Source organism: Mycobacterium sp. 852002-51971_SCH5477799-a (genome assembly GCF_001667145.1).
GTDB lineage: Bacteria > Actinomycetota > Actinomycetes > Mycobacteriales > Mycobacteriaceae > Mycobacterium.
Genome location: NZ_LZIF01000104.1, coordinates 1 through 16,896 on the forward strand (window position 1 = coordinate 1; position 16,896 = coordinate 16,896).

Below are 16,896 nucleotides of genomic sequence, written 5' to 3' on the forward strand. Positions count from 1 at the left end.
GGGGCCGCGCGGCGGGCGGGCGGCCGTTTGGGCACCCCCCCCCCCCGGCTCGGCGCCCCGCCCGCGGCCCGGCTCCTCTTGGGGGGGGGCTCGCCCCGCGGGCCGCCGGGGGGGGGGCCCACGGCGGCGAGCGAGTGTGTACGCCAGATCCGTTGGCGCAAAGTCCAACGCGTGCAGGTCAGCCCAGTCCGCGAGACCCTCCGCGGTCTGCCGCAGCCCGCTGGCCGACGTGGCCGACAGGGCGAACAGCAGTGGTCCGTCGACGTCGGAACGGGTCGGTGCGGCCATCACGGGTGCTTGTTCCACGATCGCGTGCACATTGGTTCCCGAGAACCCGTACGACGACACCGCCGCCCGTCGGGGGCCGTGGTGACCGTTGCTTGGCCAACGCGTATTATCCTGTGGCACAAAGAGGTTGGTCTCGATCTCGGCCATGTCGTCAGGTAGTCGGGTGAAATGCAGATTGCGTGGAATCACACCGTGCTGCACCGCGAGGATGGCCTTCATCAGCCCCAGCGCCCCCGCAGCCGATTGGGTGTGCCCAAAATTGGTCTTCGCCGATGCCAGCGCGCATGGCCCGTCGAGGCCGTATACCTCTGCCAGGCTTGCGTATTCGATGGGATCACCCACGGGCGTACCAGGACCGTGTGCCTCGACCATGCCTATGGTGCGGGCGTCCACACCGGCCACGTCCAGCGCCGACCGGTAGGCCTCGACCTGTGCCGTCCTCGATGGCGTCACGATGTTCACGGTGTGGCCGTCCTGGTTGGCGGCCGTACCACGGAGCACGGCCAGGATCCGGTCACCGGCCCGGAGCGCGTCCGGTAACCGCTTGAGCATCAGGACGACGCATCCTTCACCCGCCACGAATCCGTCGGCGGCAACGTCGAACGCGCGGCAACGTCCGGTGGGCGACAGCATGCCGATGGCGGAACCCGAACAGGATTTGCGCGGTTCGAGCGACACCGATGCGCCGCCCGCCAGGGCGATGTCGCTTTCTCCGTCGTGCAAGCTGCGGCAGGCCACGTGGACTGCCGCCAGACCGGACGAACATGCGGTATCCACCGTCATCGCCGGACCGCGCAGTCCCAGTGTGTAGGCAATCCGCCCGGAGCCCATGGCGAAGCTGTTGCCCATGTATCCGTACGGTCCCTCCAGCGCGTTGGCCTCGGCATGCACGAATTGGTAGTCGTCATGCATCAAGCCCATGAACACACCGGTGCGCGAGTCGACCAGCACATCCGGGGTCAGGCCGCCGTGCTCCATGGCCTCCCATGAGGTTTCCAGCAGCAAGCGATGCTGCGGATCCATCGCGGTCGCCTCTTTCTCGGTGATGCCGAAGAACTCGGCATCAAAGCCCGCGACGTCATCGAGGAAGGCGCCCCACTTGCACACTGACCGACCCGGCACACCGGCCTGCGGGTCGTAGTACTCGTCGGCGTCCCACCGCTCCGGTGGAACTTCGGTAACCAGGTCGTCGCCGCGCAGCAGCGCCTCCCACAACTGGTCTGGCGAGGTGATGCCGCCGGGAAGCCGGCATGCCATGCCGATGACGGCAGTAAAAGGTGCCTTAGCTACAGGGACCGCAGACATGGCCAATCCTGAGGCAACACCCGATGGCGAACTGGCCCGAACAAAGCCGTTTCCTCCTCCCCGCGAAGGTGGAGTGCGTTGTGGGCTGCCTTGTCGCTGTAGCGACCGGTCAGTTGTCGGGGATGTTAGCCGATCGCCACCATTCCGCGGTGGTATGTAGAAACCCTGGTTGTGCGCGAGACAAGAGTTAACTGGGAGTTCTAATTGGCGGTCCCGTCGCAAAAGAGAGATGTGCGCTTGACACTTGTGGAGCCTAGGGGAATCGAACCCCTGACACCCGCCTTGCAAAGGCGGTGCTCTACCAACTGAGCTAAGGCCCCTCGTGACTGAGTAGCTGACCTTGGTCATCCACAGCCACGTGCCAGACCTCGACTCCACGTCGTGACCACGCCACCGCTGCCAATACGGCGATAAGTCCCAGCGGCAGTGCGAGTCTTACGCAACGTCTTGACGGGCACATGGTTGTGGGCCTAGGAGGACTCGAACCTCCGACCTCTTCGTTATCAGCGAAGCGCTCTAACCGCCTGAGCTATAGGCCCGTACTCGCGTACGGCCGAGCGACGAGATTACCGCAATCTGCGCCCGACTCCCAAAAGCGCAGCATCCACGCTAGTCGCGGTCCGCCAACGTGACCTCGATGCCGCCGATCAGGTCGGTCGTCAGGTTGTAGACGAACGCGGCGATGGTGGCCGCCGCGGTCAGCAGCACGATGTTCACCAGGCCGATCAGGACGGCACCGCCGAATATCGTGCCACTGGACACCAGTTCACCGCTGCTGCCGCTGGTGTTGTTCAGCAAGTCACCAACGTTGCTGTTCAACTTCGACCACACGCCCATGCCGCCGAGCACCAGGTACAGGAATGCGACGGCGATCATCCAGACGAAGAACAGCGCCACCGAGAGCAGCAGCGACACCTTCAACGTGCTCCACGGATCAATGCGGCGGATCTGCATGCTGGCCCGCACCGGGCCGCGTGTCCGGCGTGACACCTGCACCCGATTATCGCGGCTTTCTCGGCCTTCCCGGCTTTCGGCCGTAGCCGGACGTCCACCCGCCGATGAGGCCGGCGACTCCGCAGACCGCTCGGGGACGGGCTTGCGGTGCGGGCCGCGCGGCACCGGGCCGGACAAGTCCGGTAATTCGCTGGCGTAGGCCTCGGTCGGAGAATGCTCACCGCGGGTGGTCGCAGGCTCCGGCTCTTTGGCATGCGACGGGGCACCCGCCCCCGGCGCCGCGGTGCCGGAGATGAATCGGTTCAGCCGGGCATCAACGCCGCCTGCCTGGCTCGATGCTCGCTTCTCGGTGAAGGGCTCGTTCTGTCGAGGCCCCGGGTCCTGGGGCCGGGCGCCACCGCGCTGCCACGGTGGTCCATCCCCGCCCTCTTGGGCACGGCCGCCCTGTGCCGGCGGCACCCCGTGGCGCGCACCGGCGCGTTCGACCGAACCATCCCCGTTGGGGCCATCCCCCTGCTTGGGGGCGCCCGGCTCGTTCGGTGAGGTCACCCCGACTCCTTAGGTCTCCTAGGCAGGCCGCCCAAGCGGTGGCAGTCGCATTACGTCTGGTCGGGCTGAGTCTAATGGCTCGCTACCGACTAACTGTCTGACTGGGCACCGTCGATTTGCTCGACGACTTCGTCCGCGTTCTCTTCGGCGTTGCGGGCGATGGCCAACAGCGTGTTCTCCTCACCCAGGTTCATCAGGCGCACGCCCTTGGTCTGCCGTCCCGCCTTGCGAACCTGGCGCGCCGCGGTCCGGATGACGCCGCCTCCCGAGGTGATCGCGTAGAGCTCGCTGTCCTCATCGACGATCAACGCACCAACCAGCCTGCCACGCCGGCGGTCGTACATCACCGTCAGGACTCCCTTGCCGCCGCGGCCCTGCACCGGGTACTCCTCGATCGCGGTGCGCTTGGCGTATCCGCCCGACGTCGCCACCAGAAGGTAGGTGCCCTCGCGGACGACGTTGAGCGACAACAGGTAGTCGTCGGCGTTGAACCGCATGCCCTGCACCCCGGAGGTGGCGCGGCCCATCGGGCGTAGCGCCTCGTCGGTCGCCGAGAACCGGATGGACTGGCCGTTGGCCGAGACCAGCAGCAGGTCCTCGTCGGCGGAGCAGAGCACCGCGCCGACCAGCTCGTCGCCGTCGCGCAGGTTGACCGCGACGATCCCGCCCGACCGGTTCGAGTCGAAGTCGGTCAGTTTGGTCTTCTTCACCAGACCGTTGCGGGTGGCCAGCACCAGGTACGGGGCGTCCTCGTAGCCGCGGATCTGGATGACCTGTGCGATGCGTTCCTCGGGCTGGAACGCCAGCAGGTTCGCGACGTGCTGACCGCGAGCGGTTCTCGAGGCCTCGGGTAGCTCGTATGCCTTGGCGCGGTAGACGCGGCCCTGCGTGGTGAAGAACAGGATCCAATCGTGCGTCGAGCACACGAAGAAGTGCCGCACGATGTCGTCCTGCTTGAGGCCGGCGCCCTGCACGCCCTTGCCGCCGCGTTTCTGACTGCGGTACAGGTCGGTCTTGGTGCGTTTGGCGTAGCCGGTCTCGGTGATGGTGACGACGACGTCCTCGCGGGCGATCAGGTCCTCGTCGTTGACGTCGCCGTCGGCGGCGATGATCCGGGTACGACGCTCGTCGCCGTACTTGTCGACGATTTCGCTCAGCTCGTCGTGCACGATCCGGCGCTGCCGCTCGGGCTTGGCCAGGATGTCTTCCAGGTCTGCGATCTCGGCTTCGATCTTGGCCAGGTCGTCGACGATGCGTTGCCGCTCCAGAGCTGCCAGCCTGCGCAGCTGCATGTCCAGGATTGCCTGGGCCTGGATTTCGTCGATATCCAGCAGCTCGATCAGGCCGGCCCGCGCGATCTCCACGGTCTCCGACGCGCGAATCAATGCGATGACCTCGTCGAGCGCGTCGAGCGCTTTGACCAAACCGCGCAAGATGTGCGCGCGCTCGTTGGCCTTGCGCAACCGGTAGGTGGTGCGCCGGACGATGACGTCGAGTTGATGCGCGACGTAGTAGCGGATCATCTGGTCGAGCCGCAGCGTGCGCGGCACCCCGTCGACGATCGACAACATGTTCGCGCCGAAGCTGGTCTGCAGCTGGGTGTGCTTGTAGAGGTTGTTCAGCACCACCTTGGCCACAGCGTCGCGCTTGATCTCCACCACGATGCGCAGACCGACGCGGTCACTGGACTGGTCTTCGATGTTGGAGATGCCGGCCAGCTTGCCGTCGCGGACCTGCTCGGCGATCGAGGTGATGAAGTTGTCGTGGTTTACCTGGTACGGCAGCTCGGTGATCACCAGCGAGGTGCGGCCGCGTGAATCCTCTTCTACCTCAACGACTCCGCGCATCCGGACCGACCCGCGGCCAGTGGTGTACGCGTCGTGAATGCCTTGCGATCCGACGATCAGACCGTGGGTGGGGAAGTCCGGGCCTTTGACCCGCTCGCGGACCGCGGTCAGGGTAGCCTCTTCATCGGCCTCGTAATTGTCCAGGCACCAGTAGACGGCCTCGGCCAACTCGCGCAGGTTGTGCGGTGGGATGTTGGTCGCCATGCCGACCGCGATACCGCCGGAGCCGTTGGCGAGCAGGTTGGGGAACCGGCTGGGCAGCACCGTCGGCTCTTGCACACGGCCGTCGTAGTTGGGGATGAAATCGACTGTCTCCTCGTCAATTTCACGCAGCATCTCCATCGCGAGCGGAGTCAGCCGCGCTTCCGTGTTATGGCTGACGAAGCCATTGGTGATGAACGCGTGGTCTTGGGTGTCGACGCGGAGGCTGTAGACCGGCTGCACTCCGGCCTCGGTTACGGCGGCTACTCGGGCGTAGTAGAAGCGCCCGTCCGTCAGATCAGTCGCGACTGCGCGAACATCCGGATCGGCGATACGAGAAAGGATTTGCTCGCCATCGCGCCGCCAGCACGACAAACGGTCGATGTTGTGTCGATTCAACCAATCCTTATCGGTCCATCGGCTGCCGCAGTGCTTGCGGATAAATTGGGCCAAGCCCGGAACGTGGTCGGTGTCCTGTCCGGCGCAGGGTGGCATCGCCGACAGGATGCCGACGAGCTTGTCCTGCTTGACCCCCCCGAAACCGATCTGGCGGGCAAAAAGCTCGGCTTGCGCACGGTTGGTGATGACGACTTTGTACTCACCAACAGCGTGGCGATAACGCTTCGACACCACGCCGAACTCCAGCAGCATCTGCTGGACGTCTTTCGCAAGGCGTTCGCTGCGGGTTGAGTAAGAAACCTGAATCGTATTGCGCGGCAATGCAGAACATGAACCGTCGCCTTCGAACAGCGCTCCGAGGAACACCCGCTTCACCGCAGCAGGTGCGTTCCAGAGCCATTCAGGTACGACCTTCTGCGCCGAGCGCTGCTTGCTCAGCTCAGCGAGGCGGCTCTGCTGCAAAGCGGTCAGGTTGTGGATATCAAGCTCGTGCAGGATCGAGCCTGAGGCGATTCGGCGACTCGACACGTACCGCTGTCCACCGACCACGGCGTCGTATGCCGCGACCACGGTCGCAAAGTAATCGCGATCGAGATTATTGAAGCCGGCACGCTTTTCGGAAACAAAGCCCTCGCTGATGAACGCGCCGAGAAGCAGCGCCTCCATCGTCGGCTGCCAATCAGCCGGGCCCAGCTCGACGGGCTCGTTGCGCTGCAAGACGACATGATCGTCCTGTTTGATCTCTGAGATCAGCTTCCACAGCAGCGTAGGAACACCGCCGACGTCGACGAGGCAGAGCAATGGGTGATTTGCGGTCCCGGTGACCTCGTAGCCCTCCGCAGTCCGAACCGTGTACGTCTGGTGGTCACCCGAGTGGAACAACCGATCGGCCAAGACGGGATTGCCGTGTCGGTCGAGGACTTTCAAGTCCAAGACGTTGTCGGAGTTCGAACGGCATCCAGGAACGACACCGCCGATCCTGACCGCCTGACCGAGCGGCAAACGGACCAACGCGTCGCCAGTGACGCAGTAGCGCATCGCGGCTGGCGGGTCGTTGCCCGGCGAACCGAAGTTGCCCTGCCCGTCGACCAGCGGATAGCGCAGCGACCACGGCTGCGCCATTCGCACCAGGGTGTCGTAGATCGATGCGTCGCCGTGCGGGTGGTAATTGCCCATCGTCTCGGCGACCGAGCGCGCCGACTTGGCGTGGCTGCGGTCCGGGCGGAACCCCGAGTCATACATTGCATAGAGCACCCGGCGGTGCACCGGCTTGAGACCATCGCGCACCTCAGGCAGCGCGCGGCCGACGATGACGCTCATCGCGTAGTCGATGTAGCTGCGCTGCATCTCCTGTTGAATGTCGACTGGTTGGATCCGGTCGACGGAGTCGTCACCTGGGGGCAGCGTGGTGTCAGTCATGTATTCCTCGTTGGTTGGTCAACGGTGGCCGGTCTGATCGCTCAGACGTCCAGGAAGCGAACGTCCTTGGCATTACGGGTGATAAAGCTGCGGCGCGCGTCGACGTCCTCGCCCATCAGGATGGAGAACAATTCGTCGGCGGCCGCGGCGTCGTCGAGCGTGACTTGGCGAAGCACCCGGACGCTAGGATCCATTGTGGTTTCCCACAATTCCTTGGCGTCCATCTCACCGAGACCCTTGTAACGCTGGATACCGTCGTCCTTGTTGATCTTCTTGCCCGCCTTCTGGCCGGCGTCCAGCAAGCCATCGCGCTCGCGATCGGAGTAGGCGAATTCAGGATCGCTTCGCTGCCACTTCAGCTTGTACAGCGGCGGCTGCGCCAAAAACACGTGCCCGTTCTCGATCAGCGGCCGCATGAACCGGAACAGCAGCGTCAACAACAATGTCGAGATGTGTTGGCCGTCGACGTCCGCGTCGGCCATCAGCACGATCTTGTGATAACGCAGCTTGGTGAGGTCGAACTCGTCGTGGATGCCGGTGCCCAGCGCGGTGATGATCGCCTGGACTTCGGTGTTCTTCAAAACCCGGTCGATGCGGGCCTTCTCCACGTTGATGATCTTGCCGCGCAGCGGCAGGATGGCCTGGAACATCGAGTCGCGCCCGCTCTTGGCCGAGCCGCCGGCCGAATCACCTTCCACCACATACAATTCCGACTTGCGCGGGTCGGTGGAGCGGCAGTCGGCGAGCTTGCCGGGCAGCCCGCCGAGGTCCGTGGCGCTCTTGCGCCGGACCAACTCTCGCGCTTTGCGCGCAGCGATGCGAGCCTGGGCCGACGACACGGCCTTATTGACAACGGTCTTGGCTTCGGATGGGTTGGCCTCAAACCAGTGAGTCAGTTGCTCATTGCAGACCTTCTGCACGAACGACTTGACTTCCGTGTTGCCCAGCTTGGTCTTGGTTTGGCCCTCGAACTGCGGTTCGCTCACCTTGACCGAGATCACCGCGGCCAGCCCTTCGCGGATGTCGTCGCCGGTGAGGTTCGGATCTTTGTCCTTCAGCAGCTTCTTGTCTTTGGCGTACTTGTTGACCACGGTCGTCAGCGCGCTGCGGAAACCTTCTTCGTGGGTACCGCCCTCGTGGGTGTTGATGGTGTTGGCGAAGGTGTGCACCGATTCCGAGTAGCCACCGTTCCACTGCATCGCGATCTCGACCTCGTGGCCGGGACCCTTGCCGTCGAAGTCGATGATGCTCTGCTGGATCGGACTTTTGGTGCGGTTGATGTGCTTGACGAAGTCGACGAGCCCACCGGGGTAGTGGAAGGTGCGGTGCTTGACCTTATGTGGCGCAGTGGATTCCGCGGCCTTTTCCTCGGCGGACTTCGGCGCTTCAGCGGTGTCGCTGACGACCTCGTCGACGACCTCCTCCTTGGTCACCCGCTCGTCGGTGAGGTTGATGGTCAGCCCCTTGTTGAGAAACGCCATCTCCTGCAACCGGCGCGCCACGGTCTCGAAGTCGTAGTCGGTGGTCTCGAAGATGTCGGAGTCGGCCCAGAATCTGATCGTCGTTCCGGTCCGCTTGGTGGCCTCACCCTGTTTGAGGGTTCCAGGCACGGCGCGGTCGTAGTACTGCGACCATTCGTGGCCGTCGCGGGCGATGTCCACTTCGAGACGTTTGGACAGCGCATTGACCACGGACACACCGACGCCGTGCAGACCACCACTGACGTTGTAGCCACTGTTCTCACCGCCGAACTTGCCGCCGGCGTGCAGTTGCGTCATCACGACGTCGACGGTGGGGGCGCCGGTGGAGTGCATCGCCACCGGGATGCCGCGGCCGTTGTCAGAGACCTCAACGCTGCCGTCGTCGAGGATGCGGACGTCGACCTTGTCGGCGTAGCCGGCCATCGCCTCGTCGACCGAGTTGTCGACCACCTCCCAGATGAGGTGGTGCAGGCCGCGCTCACCGGTGGACCCGATGTACATGCCCGGGCGTTTGCGGACGGCCTCGAGCCCTTCGAGCACGGTGATCGCTGAAGCGCCGTATTCGTCTTGTGCCTTCTTCTTCTGGGCAGCCACGGTCGGAATGCTCTCCTTGGGGTTTCATGCGGGCGGTTCCAGTCACCGCAACAGTCGCATCCCGTCAGTCTAGCGTGATCGCCCGCCCGCACCGATTTTCTGCCCGCGTTTCTACCCAGCTAACCGCGCCGTGCGGACGATTTCTCTATTCTGGCCGCGTCCCGACGTATGTCGAGGGGGTCCGCGTCGTCCTGGCGGATTTCAGGGGCTGTGGACAAACACTCGTCTGGGGATCCGTGGCCGGCTGTTCGACCCCTTAACCGTAGGTGTCGCGCGGGCCCCTTCCAGCGATATGGCGGGGCCCCTTGCGCCAGGAGGGCGCGGCCGGGCCGGTGATTTTCAGCGACGTCACCACTCCGTTGCCGACGGCCGCCGCGATCTTGGCCAGTAACTGTGACTGGATCATGCGCAATTGGGTGGCCCATGCCGTCGATTCGGCGACCACGCTGAGCACCCCGTCCTTGAGCGCGGTGGGCGCGGCGTGGTCGGCGATCTGGTGGCCGACGACGGTCGCCCAGTTGCCCAGCACGGTGCCCTCGGCGACTTGCGCGGACCAACCACGTTTCTTCGCCAGATCACGCGTCAGCCTGCCCAGAGGCTGGGGATCGCGGGCATCGGGTCCTGGCCCTGACCAACTGCGCCGCCGGCCCGCCACTCGGCGCGGGGAGGGGGCCGCCGCCCGGCCGCGGCCGGCGTCTTTGCCCTGAGCCCGGGCGGCCGCCCGCGCTTCCTCGAGGGTGCGCCGTACCAAATCGATCCCACTGAGGGCATTCGACGGTTCGGTGGGACGCGACCCGTCATCCCCGCCCGTCATGAGCGCATCTCCGATACCCGCCCGGCGCCGCCGTCGCGTAGGTCGACATAGATCTGCCTGGCTTCCCAGCCCGTCGGAATGTCCTCGAGCACCGCCGCGGTGACCAACACCTGCTCGGCCGATTCGGCCACCGTAGCCAGCGCGCGGCGCCGGGCGGCGTCGAGTTCGGCGAACACGTCGTCGAGCAACAACACCGGTTCACTTTCTTCGGTTCGCAGTAATTCGTAGGCGGCCAGCCGTAGCGACAACGCGAAGGACCACGATTCCCCGTGGCTGGCAAAGCCTTTCGCGGGCTGGTCGCCGAGCCGCAATTCCAAGTCGTCGCGGTGTGGACCGACGAGACACATTCCACGTTCCAGCTCCGCGTCGCGGCGCGCTGACAAGGCCGCCAGCAGCGCGCCTTCCAAAACGTCGCGGTCGGCATCGGCGATATCTGCCGCTACATCGGCGCCTAAGCTGGATCGATAGCCGATGGAAGCGACACGTGATCCGGGGGCCAACAACTGATAGGCCTTTTCGACCTCGGGTGCCAACTGGTTCGCCAAATCGATGCGGGCGGCCATCAATTGGGCGCCGTGCTCGGCGAGGCGACTGTCCCAGACGTCGAGCGTGTCCAGTGCGCTCTGGTCACCGCGATAGCGGGCACCGGACAGGGATTTCAACAGCGCCGTGCGTTGGCGCAAGACTTTGTCGTAGTCGGCGCGCACCCCGGCCACCGCAGGCCGACGCACCGTCGCCAGATCGTCGAGGTAGCGCCGCCGGTCAGACGGGTCACCCCGCACCAAGGACAGGTCTTCGGGAGCAAATAACACCGCGCGCAAGACCCCGATCACCTCGCGAGTGCTGCGCACCGGTGAGCGGTTGAGGCGGGCCTTATTGGCCCGGCCCGCGGCGATCTCCAGATCCACCGCGCACTCCCGGCCGTCGTTGACGACGATGGTGGAAACCACCGCGCGGTCAGCACCCGAGCGGATCAACGGCGCGTCCGTTCCCACCCGATGTGAGCCCATGGTGCTCGAATACCACAGTGCCTCAAGGAGATTCGTCTTCCCAAACCCATTGCCTCCGATGAAGACCGTCCGACCGGGCTCCAATTCGATGTCGGCGTGTGCCCAGGACCGGAAATCACGCAGTCCCAAATGCCGGACGTACACCTAGCCAGGCAACCGGACAGGCATCAACAAGTAGACGTAATCGGTCGGTACGGCGCTATACGGGCCCGTTCCGGTGGGGTGGCTGTCGTCGCTCAACACCGGTCGCAGCAACGCCGGCTTGCCCGGAGTCGTGAAACCGAACGACACCCGCTCAGAATGGACCGATCCCAGCCCATCGGTCAGGTACGTCGGGTTGAACGCGATGGTCAGCGGCTCGCCGACAAAATCGACCGCCAGATCTTCCTCGGCCCGGCCGACGTCATCGGCACCGGCCGACAGTCGCAGCGACCCATCGCTGAATTCCATCCGGACTTGGGCGCCCCGGTCGGCAACCAGCGCGACGAGCTTGATGGCCTCCGTCAGCTCCGCCACGTCGATGGTCGCGACTGCCGTGTGCTCGGCCGGCAGCAACTGACGAAATTTCGGAAATTCAGCATCGAGCAAGCGGGTGGTGCTGCGCTTGCCATTACCGCTGATGCCGAGCAATCCGTCCTTGCCTACGCCCGACCCCGCACCCAACGACAAGCGAACCTCGGAGCCGTCGGCGCCAGTTCGGGCGGCTTCAGCCAACGTCTTGGCCGGGACCAGGACCGCAGCTTCGATGTCCGGCGAGGCCGCCGACCAGGTCAGCTCACGAACCGCCAAGCGGAACCTGTCGGTGGCGGCCAAAACCACCGTGTCACCCGAAATCTCCACCCTGATGCCAGTCAGCATCGGCAACGTGTCGTCACGGCCGGCCGCGATGGCAACCTGGCTGATCGCCTCGGCGAACAGGTCCGCGGACAGCGTCCCGGTCTCGTCCGGCAGCGCCGGCAACGTCGGGTAGTCCTCAACCGCCATCGTCGGCAACGAGAACCTCGCGTTTCCGCAGTGCAGGGCCACCCGATTACCGTCGACGTAGAAGTCGATCGGTTTGTTGGGCAGCGCCCGAACGATGTCCGACAGCAGCCGGCCGGATACCAAAACGCTTCCCGGAGAAGCTATTTCGGCTGCAACCTGCGCTTCGGCGGAAACCTCGTAATCGAATCCGGAAATCGTCAGGCCTTCATCGGTCCCCGACAGCAGCACACCGGAAAGCACGGGCACGGCGGGCCTGGACGGCAGGTTCTTCGCCACCCACGACACCGCGTCTGCGAAAGACTCCCGAACCAAACGAAATTTCAAATCGCTGAGGCCAGCCGTTGTCGTCGCCGCGTCCATAGCGTCCCTTCACCTACCCAGCGTTTTCGAATCCATTTGGCTAGCCGCCCCCGCTAGCACGGGGCTCCGCCACGAACGCCGATGGCGGGTAATGCCAACGACGACCGCAACGGCAGTCGAAGAACAACCGTAGATCCTTCGACGCCATCTTGAAAGCTAATCGCAAAGCCCGACAACCCGGGCTGACGAAGACCCGGACGACGGGTGTGCACCGCGCGTCCCCAAGCCTGTATTTCAAAGAAGAACCGATAAAGATATCTCAGTACCAGTATTAAGGCCTGTGCATTCTGGGGACAGCATCGCCTCGGCGCAGCTAGCGCCGCGATCGGGTTGTGCATCGCGCGGCGAGCACCTGTGGGTGACGTGTTGGGCGGGTGGGGACGTACGACGGCTGTGCACGCAAGCGGCGTTACTGCACCGGCGTTTGAATGCGTTGTGCACAGCCCTGCTCACATGTCATCGGTGGGACTGGTGTGACGGGCGTGCGTGAAGTTTTTCGAAAAAAATTACAAACACGAGCGGCCGAACCCGAAAACCGGTGGTTCGGTGCGGTGGGAAGACGAGAACTCAGCGCTTGGAGCGCTGGCGGATGCGAGTGGTCAGTTCCTTGACGTGGTCAAAAACCTCACGCCGCTCGGCCATCTCGGACAAGATCTTGCGCTGCGCATACATGACCGTCGTGTGATCCCGGCCGAATGCCTGCCCGATCTTGGGCAGTGAGAGATCGGTGAGTTCGCGGCACAGATACATGGCGATCTGGCGCGACTGGGCCAGTGCCCGAGTCTTGCCGGGGCCGCGGAGTTCCTCCACGGTGGTGTCGAAGTATTCGGCGGTGGCCGCCATGATGGTGGCCGCGCTGATTTGCATGGTGCTGGCATCGGCGATCAGATCGCGCAGCACAATCTCGGCCAGCGCCTTGTCGATCGGCGTCTTGTTCAGCGAGGCGAATGCGGTCACCCGAATGAGGGCCCCTTCGAGCTCTCGAATGTTGCGCTCGATGCTGCTGGCGATGAGTTCCAGGACGTCGTCGGGGACCGCTAGCCGCTCCATCTGAGCTTTTTTACGCAAGATGGCGATGCGGGTTTCCAGCTCCGGTGGCTGCACATCGGTGATCAAGCCCCACTCGAATCGCGTTCTCAGCCGATCTTCCAGGGTGGCCAGCTGTTTGGGCGGCCGGTCCGATGAGATGACGATCTGTTTGTTGGCGTTATGCAGGGTGTTGAAGGTGTGGAAGAACTCCTCCTGGATACCTTCTTTGCCCTCGATGAACTGAATGTCATCGACCAGCAGCACATCGACGTCGCGGTAGCTGCGCTTGAACGCGACCTTGCGGTCGTCGCGGAGCGAATTGATGAAGTCGTTGGTGAATTCTTCGGTCGAGACGTACTTGACCCGCATGCCCGGAAAGAGCCGCTGCGCATAATTCCCGGCGGCGTGCAGCAGGTGGGTCTTGCCGAGACCGGACTCACCCCAGATGAACAACGGGTTGTACGCGCGGGCCGGCGCTTCGGCGATCGCCAGGGCGGCGGCGTGTGCGAACCGGTTGGAGGCGCCGATGACGAAGGTGTCGAAGGTGTAGCGGCGATTGAGGCTCGTTCCGGCGGCGACTGCCGGATCGATCACATGCGGGCGCTCGGTGAAGTAGTTGGGCCAGCCGGGCTGGTTGTCGTTGACGGTCTCGCTGTTTTCGAAAGCTTCCTCGGTGTCGACGACGGCTTCGTCGGTGGGGAAGGACTGATCGGATCCGGGGAACGGTTCCGTCGGCGGGATGAGCGCATCGTCGACATCGTCGGGCGGGGGTGCGATGCGGACTCCGAGTTGGATCTGCTGCCCGAGTCGGCGGCTCAGCGCATCGGTGATCGGGGCCCGGAGATGCCTTTCGATCTCGTTCTGGACGAAGCTGCTTGGCACCGACAGCAGAGCGAATCCCTCGACGATGGTGAGTGGGCGAACCAGCTTCAGCCACGCTCGTTGCTGCGGCGTGAGGGGAGTGACAAGGGTCATGCGGTTGGCCGCCATGCCGTCCGCGGTTGGTTCCCCGTTGAGTTCGGAAACGACCGCATTCCACACTGTCGTGAAACTGGAACCGGGGTCATCGGTCAACGACGCATCTCCCTGGTTCTCGAACGTCCCGACCCGAGTCACATCACGCTTGGCGACAAAACAACTGTCCACATAGTTATACACAGGTGTGGACAGGATGATCGTAGGCGAGCCACAGCCTATGGCCGGCTCGCGATCTCCGCGCTGGAAGAGAACCTTGAGGGGTCGTCTTGGCAGCTAGTCGATCTACCATCCTCGCTTCGTTGCCGAGCGCTGCTTGTCGTCTAAAACGACTTCGCAGAAGCTAACAGTTTTCCGTTCGGCTGCCAACAGTTCTGCCGTATTCCAATTAGGTCGTTTAGGGTATGTGGGGCTTGCTTCGGCTCGTTATCGTAGCCACGACCACGGCGAGTGTGATCGAAACGGAAATCTTTCTGTACACCTCCGCGCGGCTTCCTTGTGGCAAGCCAGGTTTGACCAGGCGAAGCCTCGTCAGTACCCTCAAACAGTCGCCCGAAAGTCGGCGATACGGCTGCGACCCGAACCACTTGGGGACCGCGCCGGCCAGCAGCACCAAGACCACCTCCGGTCGAACCGCAGACGAGCCGATGCGAAGCGTCTGAGCGGCCGGATGGCAACACAACGAGGAGAACGTCGTGGCCAAGGGCAAGCGGACCTTCCAGCCGAATAACCGGCGCCGAGCCCGCGTGCATGGCTTCCGCCTGCGGATGCGCACACGTGCCGGGCGCGCAATCGTGTCCGATCGGCGCCGCAAGGGTCGCCGCGCGCTCTCTGCCTGATCGCAGCGCCAGGTCTTACAGCGGTGCTTCCCGCACGCAACCGCATGACGCGGTCAAATGACTTTGACGCGACGGTGAAGCACGGGATTCGTCTGGCACAGCCCGATGTCGTCGTGCATCTTCGCCGGGGATCCGATCCTGACGAAACGCGCGACCCGCGCGTCGGATTGGTGGTCGGCAAGCCCGTCGGATCCGCCGTGGACCGGCATCGCGTCGCTCGTCGGCTGCGGCATGTCGCGCGCACCCTACTCGCAGAGCTCGACCAAGCAGACCAGTTGGTGATCCGTGCGTTGCCCAGCAGTCGGACCGCGTCCTCGGCCCGACTCGAGCAGGAACTGCGCCAATGTTTGCGGCGAGTCCCGGCGGCGGGAAGCAAGTCATGACCGCGCCGGCGCGGCTGCGCGCGTTCGCCCGTGCGACGGGAAGGTCGGCGGCGCGCGGCGTGATTTTTCTGATCCAGCTGTACCGGCATATGTTGTCGCCGCTACGCCCCGCGTCATGTCGCTTCGTTCCGACCTGCAGCCAGTACGCGGTCGATGCGCTCAGCGAGTACGGCCTGATTCGGGGGAGCTGGTTGGCCGCGGCCAGGCTCGCCAAGTGCGGACCATGGCATCAAGGCGGATGGGATCCGATACCGGACCGTGCCCGAAGCCACGTGAATTGCCAAGATGTCAGCGACGCCGGGGCTGTCCGAGCGTCGCGAGGGGAGAGTGGATCTTTTGTTTGATTTCTTCAGCCTTGACTTCGTCTACTACCCGGTGTCGTGGATCATGTGGGTCTGGTACAAGTTGTTCGCCTCCATGCTGGGGCCGTCCAACTTCTTCGCCTGGGCGCTGTCGGTGATGTTCCTGGTCTTCAGCCTTCGGGCGCTGCTGTACAAGCCTTTCGTTCGGCAGATCCGTACCACGCGCCAGATGCAGGAGCTGCAACCGCAGATCAAGGCGCTGCAGAAGAAGTACGGCAAGGATCGCCAGCGCATGGCGCTCGAGATGCAAAAGCTGCAGCGCGAACATGGCTTCAACCCGATCCTGGGCTGCCTGCCGATGTTGGCGCAGATCCCGGTGTTCATCGGTCTGTATCACGTGCTGCGCTCGTTCAACCGGACCACTGGCGGCTTCGGTCAGCCCCACTTGTCGGTGGCGCAGAACCGTCTCACCGGAAACTACGTCTTCACCCCGACCGACGTCGGGCACTTCCTGGACGCCAACTTGTTCGGCGCACCGATCGGCGCCTTCATGACGCAGCGCACCGGGCTGGACGCGTTCACCTTCTTCAGCCGGCCGGCCGTGATCGCGGTGGGCCTACCGGTAATGATCCTGGCGGGGGTCGCGACCTACTTCAACAGCCGGGCATCGGTCGCGCGGCAGAGTCCGGAAGCGGCGGCCAACCCGCAGACCGCGATGATGAACAAACTCGCGTTGTACGTGTTCCCGCTCGGCGTGGTGGTCGGTGGGCCGTTCCTTCCCCTCGCGATCATCCTGTACTGGTTCGCGAACAACATTTGGACCTTCGGGCAGCAGCACTACGTCTTCGGGATGATCGAGAAAGAGGACGAAGCCAAGAAGCAGGAAGTGATCCAGCGCCGGGCGGCAAACGCTCCGGCGCCGGGAGCCAAGCCGAAACGGAATCCTAAGGCGGATTCGCCGGCCGGGAACGGTTCGTCGGCGGCCGACAACGACGCCGACGCGCCCGGTTCCACGGCGACGGATTCCGATGTGACCGATGGTCCGGCGCCTGACGCGAGCGGGGGCCCGAGTAACCGCACGCCCCGACCCGGGGCGCGACCGAAAAAACGCAAACGCTGATACGGGCGCAATAGCTATCGGGGGGCGCCCGAAGAGGGCGATC

Annotated in this window: 12 protein-coding genes and 2 tRNA genes; 4 read left to right on the forward strand and 10 right to left on the reverse strand. The window is 64.3% G+C overall.

The window, feature by feature from the left end:
- The 10 genes from A5753_RS15330 to dnaA all read right to left on the reverse strand — a co-directional run.
- Window positions 1-1,593 (reverse strand): type I polyketide synthase (locus A5753_RS15330; RefSeq protein ID WP_197694706.1); only part of this gene is annotated, 1,593 nt, incomplete at its 3' end.
- Between the two features lie 247 nt (window positions 1,594-1,840).
- Window positions 1,841-1,913: transfer RNA gene (locus A5753_RS15335), tRNA-Ala, on the reverse strand.
- Between the two features lie 145 nt (window positions 1,914-2,058).
- Window positions 2,059-2,132 (reverse strand) — tRNA-Ile (locus A5753_RS15340).
- A 70-nt stretch (window positions 2,133-2,202) separates the two neighbouring features.
- Window positions 2,203-3,096 (reverse strand): DUF3566 domain-containing protein, encoded by an 894-nt coding sequence (locus A5753_RS15345; RefSeq protein ID WP_067129580.1) that lies wholly within the window; start codon window positions 3,094-3,096, stop codon window positions 2,203-2,205.
- 89 nt (window positions 3,097-3,185) lie between these two features.
- Window positions 3,186-6,962: an intein-containing DNA gyrase subunit A gene (gene gyrA / locus A5753_RS15350; RefSeq protein WP_067129582.1), complete on the reverse strand. Its 3,777-nt coding sequence runs from the start codon at window positions 6,960-6,962 to the stop codon at window positions 3,186-3,188.
- Window positions 6,963-7,003: 41 nt separating this feature from the next.
- Entirely contained in the window at window positions 7,004-9,037 is a 2,034-nt protein-coding gene (gene gyrB, locus A5753_RS15355; RefSeq protein ID WP_067129585.1) for a DNA topoisomerase (ATP-hydrolyzing) subunit B, read from the reverse strand.
- A 256-nt stretch (window positions 9,038-9,293) separates the two neighbouring features.
- The gene (locus A5753_RS15360) at window positions 9,294-9,851 is read right to left on the reverse strand and encodes a DUF721 family protein (protein WP_067129589.1); all 558 of its coding nucleotides are present in this window, start codon (window positions 9,849-9,851) and stop codon (window positions 9,294-9,296) included.
- The gene (gene recF / locus A5753_RS15365) at window positions 9,848-11,005 is read right to left on the reverse strand and encodes a DNA replication/repair protein RecF (RefSeq protein WP_067129592.1); all 1,158 of its coding nucleotides are present in this window, start codon (window positions 11,003-11,005) and stop codon (window positions 9,848-9,850) included. Before recF ends, A5753_RS15360 begins: the two co-directional genes overlap by 4 nt.
- Window positions 11,006-12,205 carry a DNA polymerase III subunit beta gene (gene dnaN / locus A5753_RS15370; protein WP_067129595.1) on the reverse strand — a complete coding sequence of 400 codons (1,200 nt, stop codon included), beginning with the start codon at window positions 12,203-12,205 and terminating at the stop codon, window positions 11,006-11,008.
- A 567-nt stretch (window positions 12,206-12,772) separates the two neighbouring features.
- Complete coding sequence (gene dnaA, locus A5753_RS15375) at window positions 12,773-14,308, reverse strand: chromosomal replication initiator protein DnaA (RefSeq protein ID WP_067129750.1); 1,536 nt, start codon at window positions 14,306-14,308, stop codon at window positions 12,773-12,775.
- Window positions 14,309-14,904: 596 nt separating this feature from the next.
- On the opposite strand from dnaA, the gene rpmH reads away from it, so the two are divergent.
- From rpmH to yidC, 4 genes are read left to right on the forward strand one after another with little or no spacing between them, the layout of a single operon-like run.
- Entirely contained in the window at window positions 14,905-15,048 is a 144-nt protein-coding gene (rpmH, locus tag A5753_RS23920) for a 50S ribosomal protein L34 (protein ID WP_082971338.1), read from the forward strand.
- Window positions 15,049-15,071: 23 nt separating this feature from the next.
- On the forward strand, window positions 15,072-15,431 hold the full coding sequence (rnpA, locus tag A5753_RS23925; protein ID WP_082971339.1) for a ribonuclease P protein component: 360 nt from the start codon (window positions 15,072-15,074) through the stop codon (window positions 15,429-15,431).
- The gene (gene yidD / locus A5753_RS23930; protein ID WP_082971340.1) at window positions 15,428-15,775 is read left to right on the forward strand and encodes a membrane protein insertion efficiency factor YidD; all 348 of its coding nucleotides are present in this window, start codon (window positions 15,428-15,430) and stop codon (window positions 15,773-15,775) included. Before rnpA ends, yidD begins: the two co-directional genes overlap by 4 nt.
- Window positions 15,759-16,853 carry a membrane protein insertase YidC gene (gene yidC, locus A5753_RS15385; protein WP_156656121.1) on the forward strand — a complete coding sequence of 365 codons (1,095 nt, stop codon included), beginning with the start codon at window positions 15,759-15,761 and terminating at the stop codon, window positions 16,851-16,853. The genes yidD and yidC overlap by 17 nt, the downstream gene beginning before the upstream one ends.
- Window positions 16,854-16,896 lie beyond the last annotated feature (43 nt).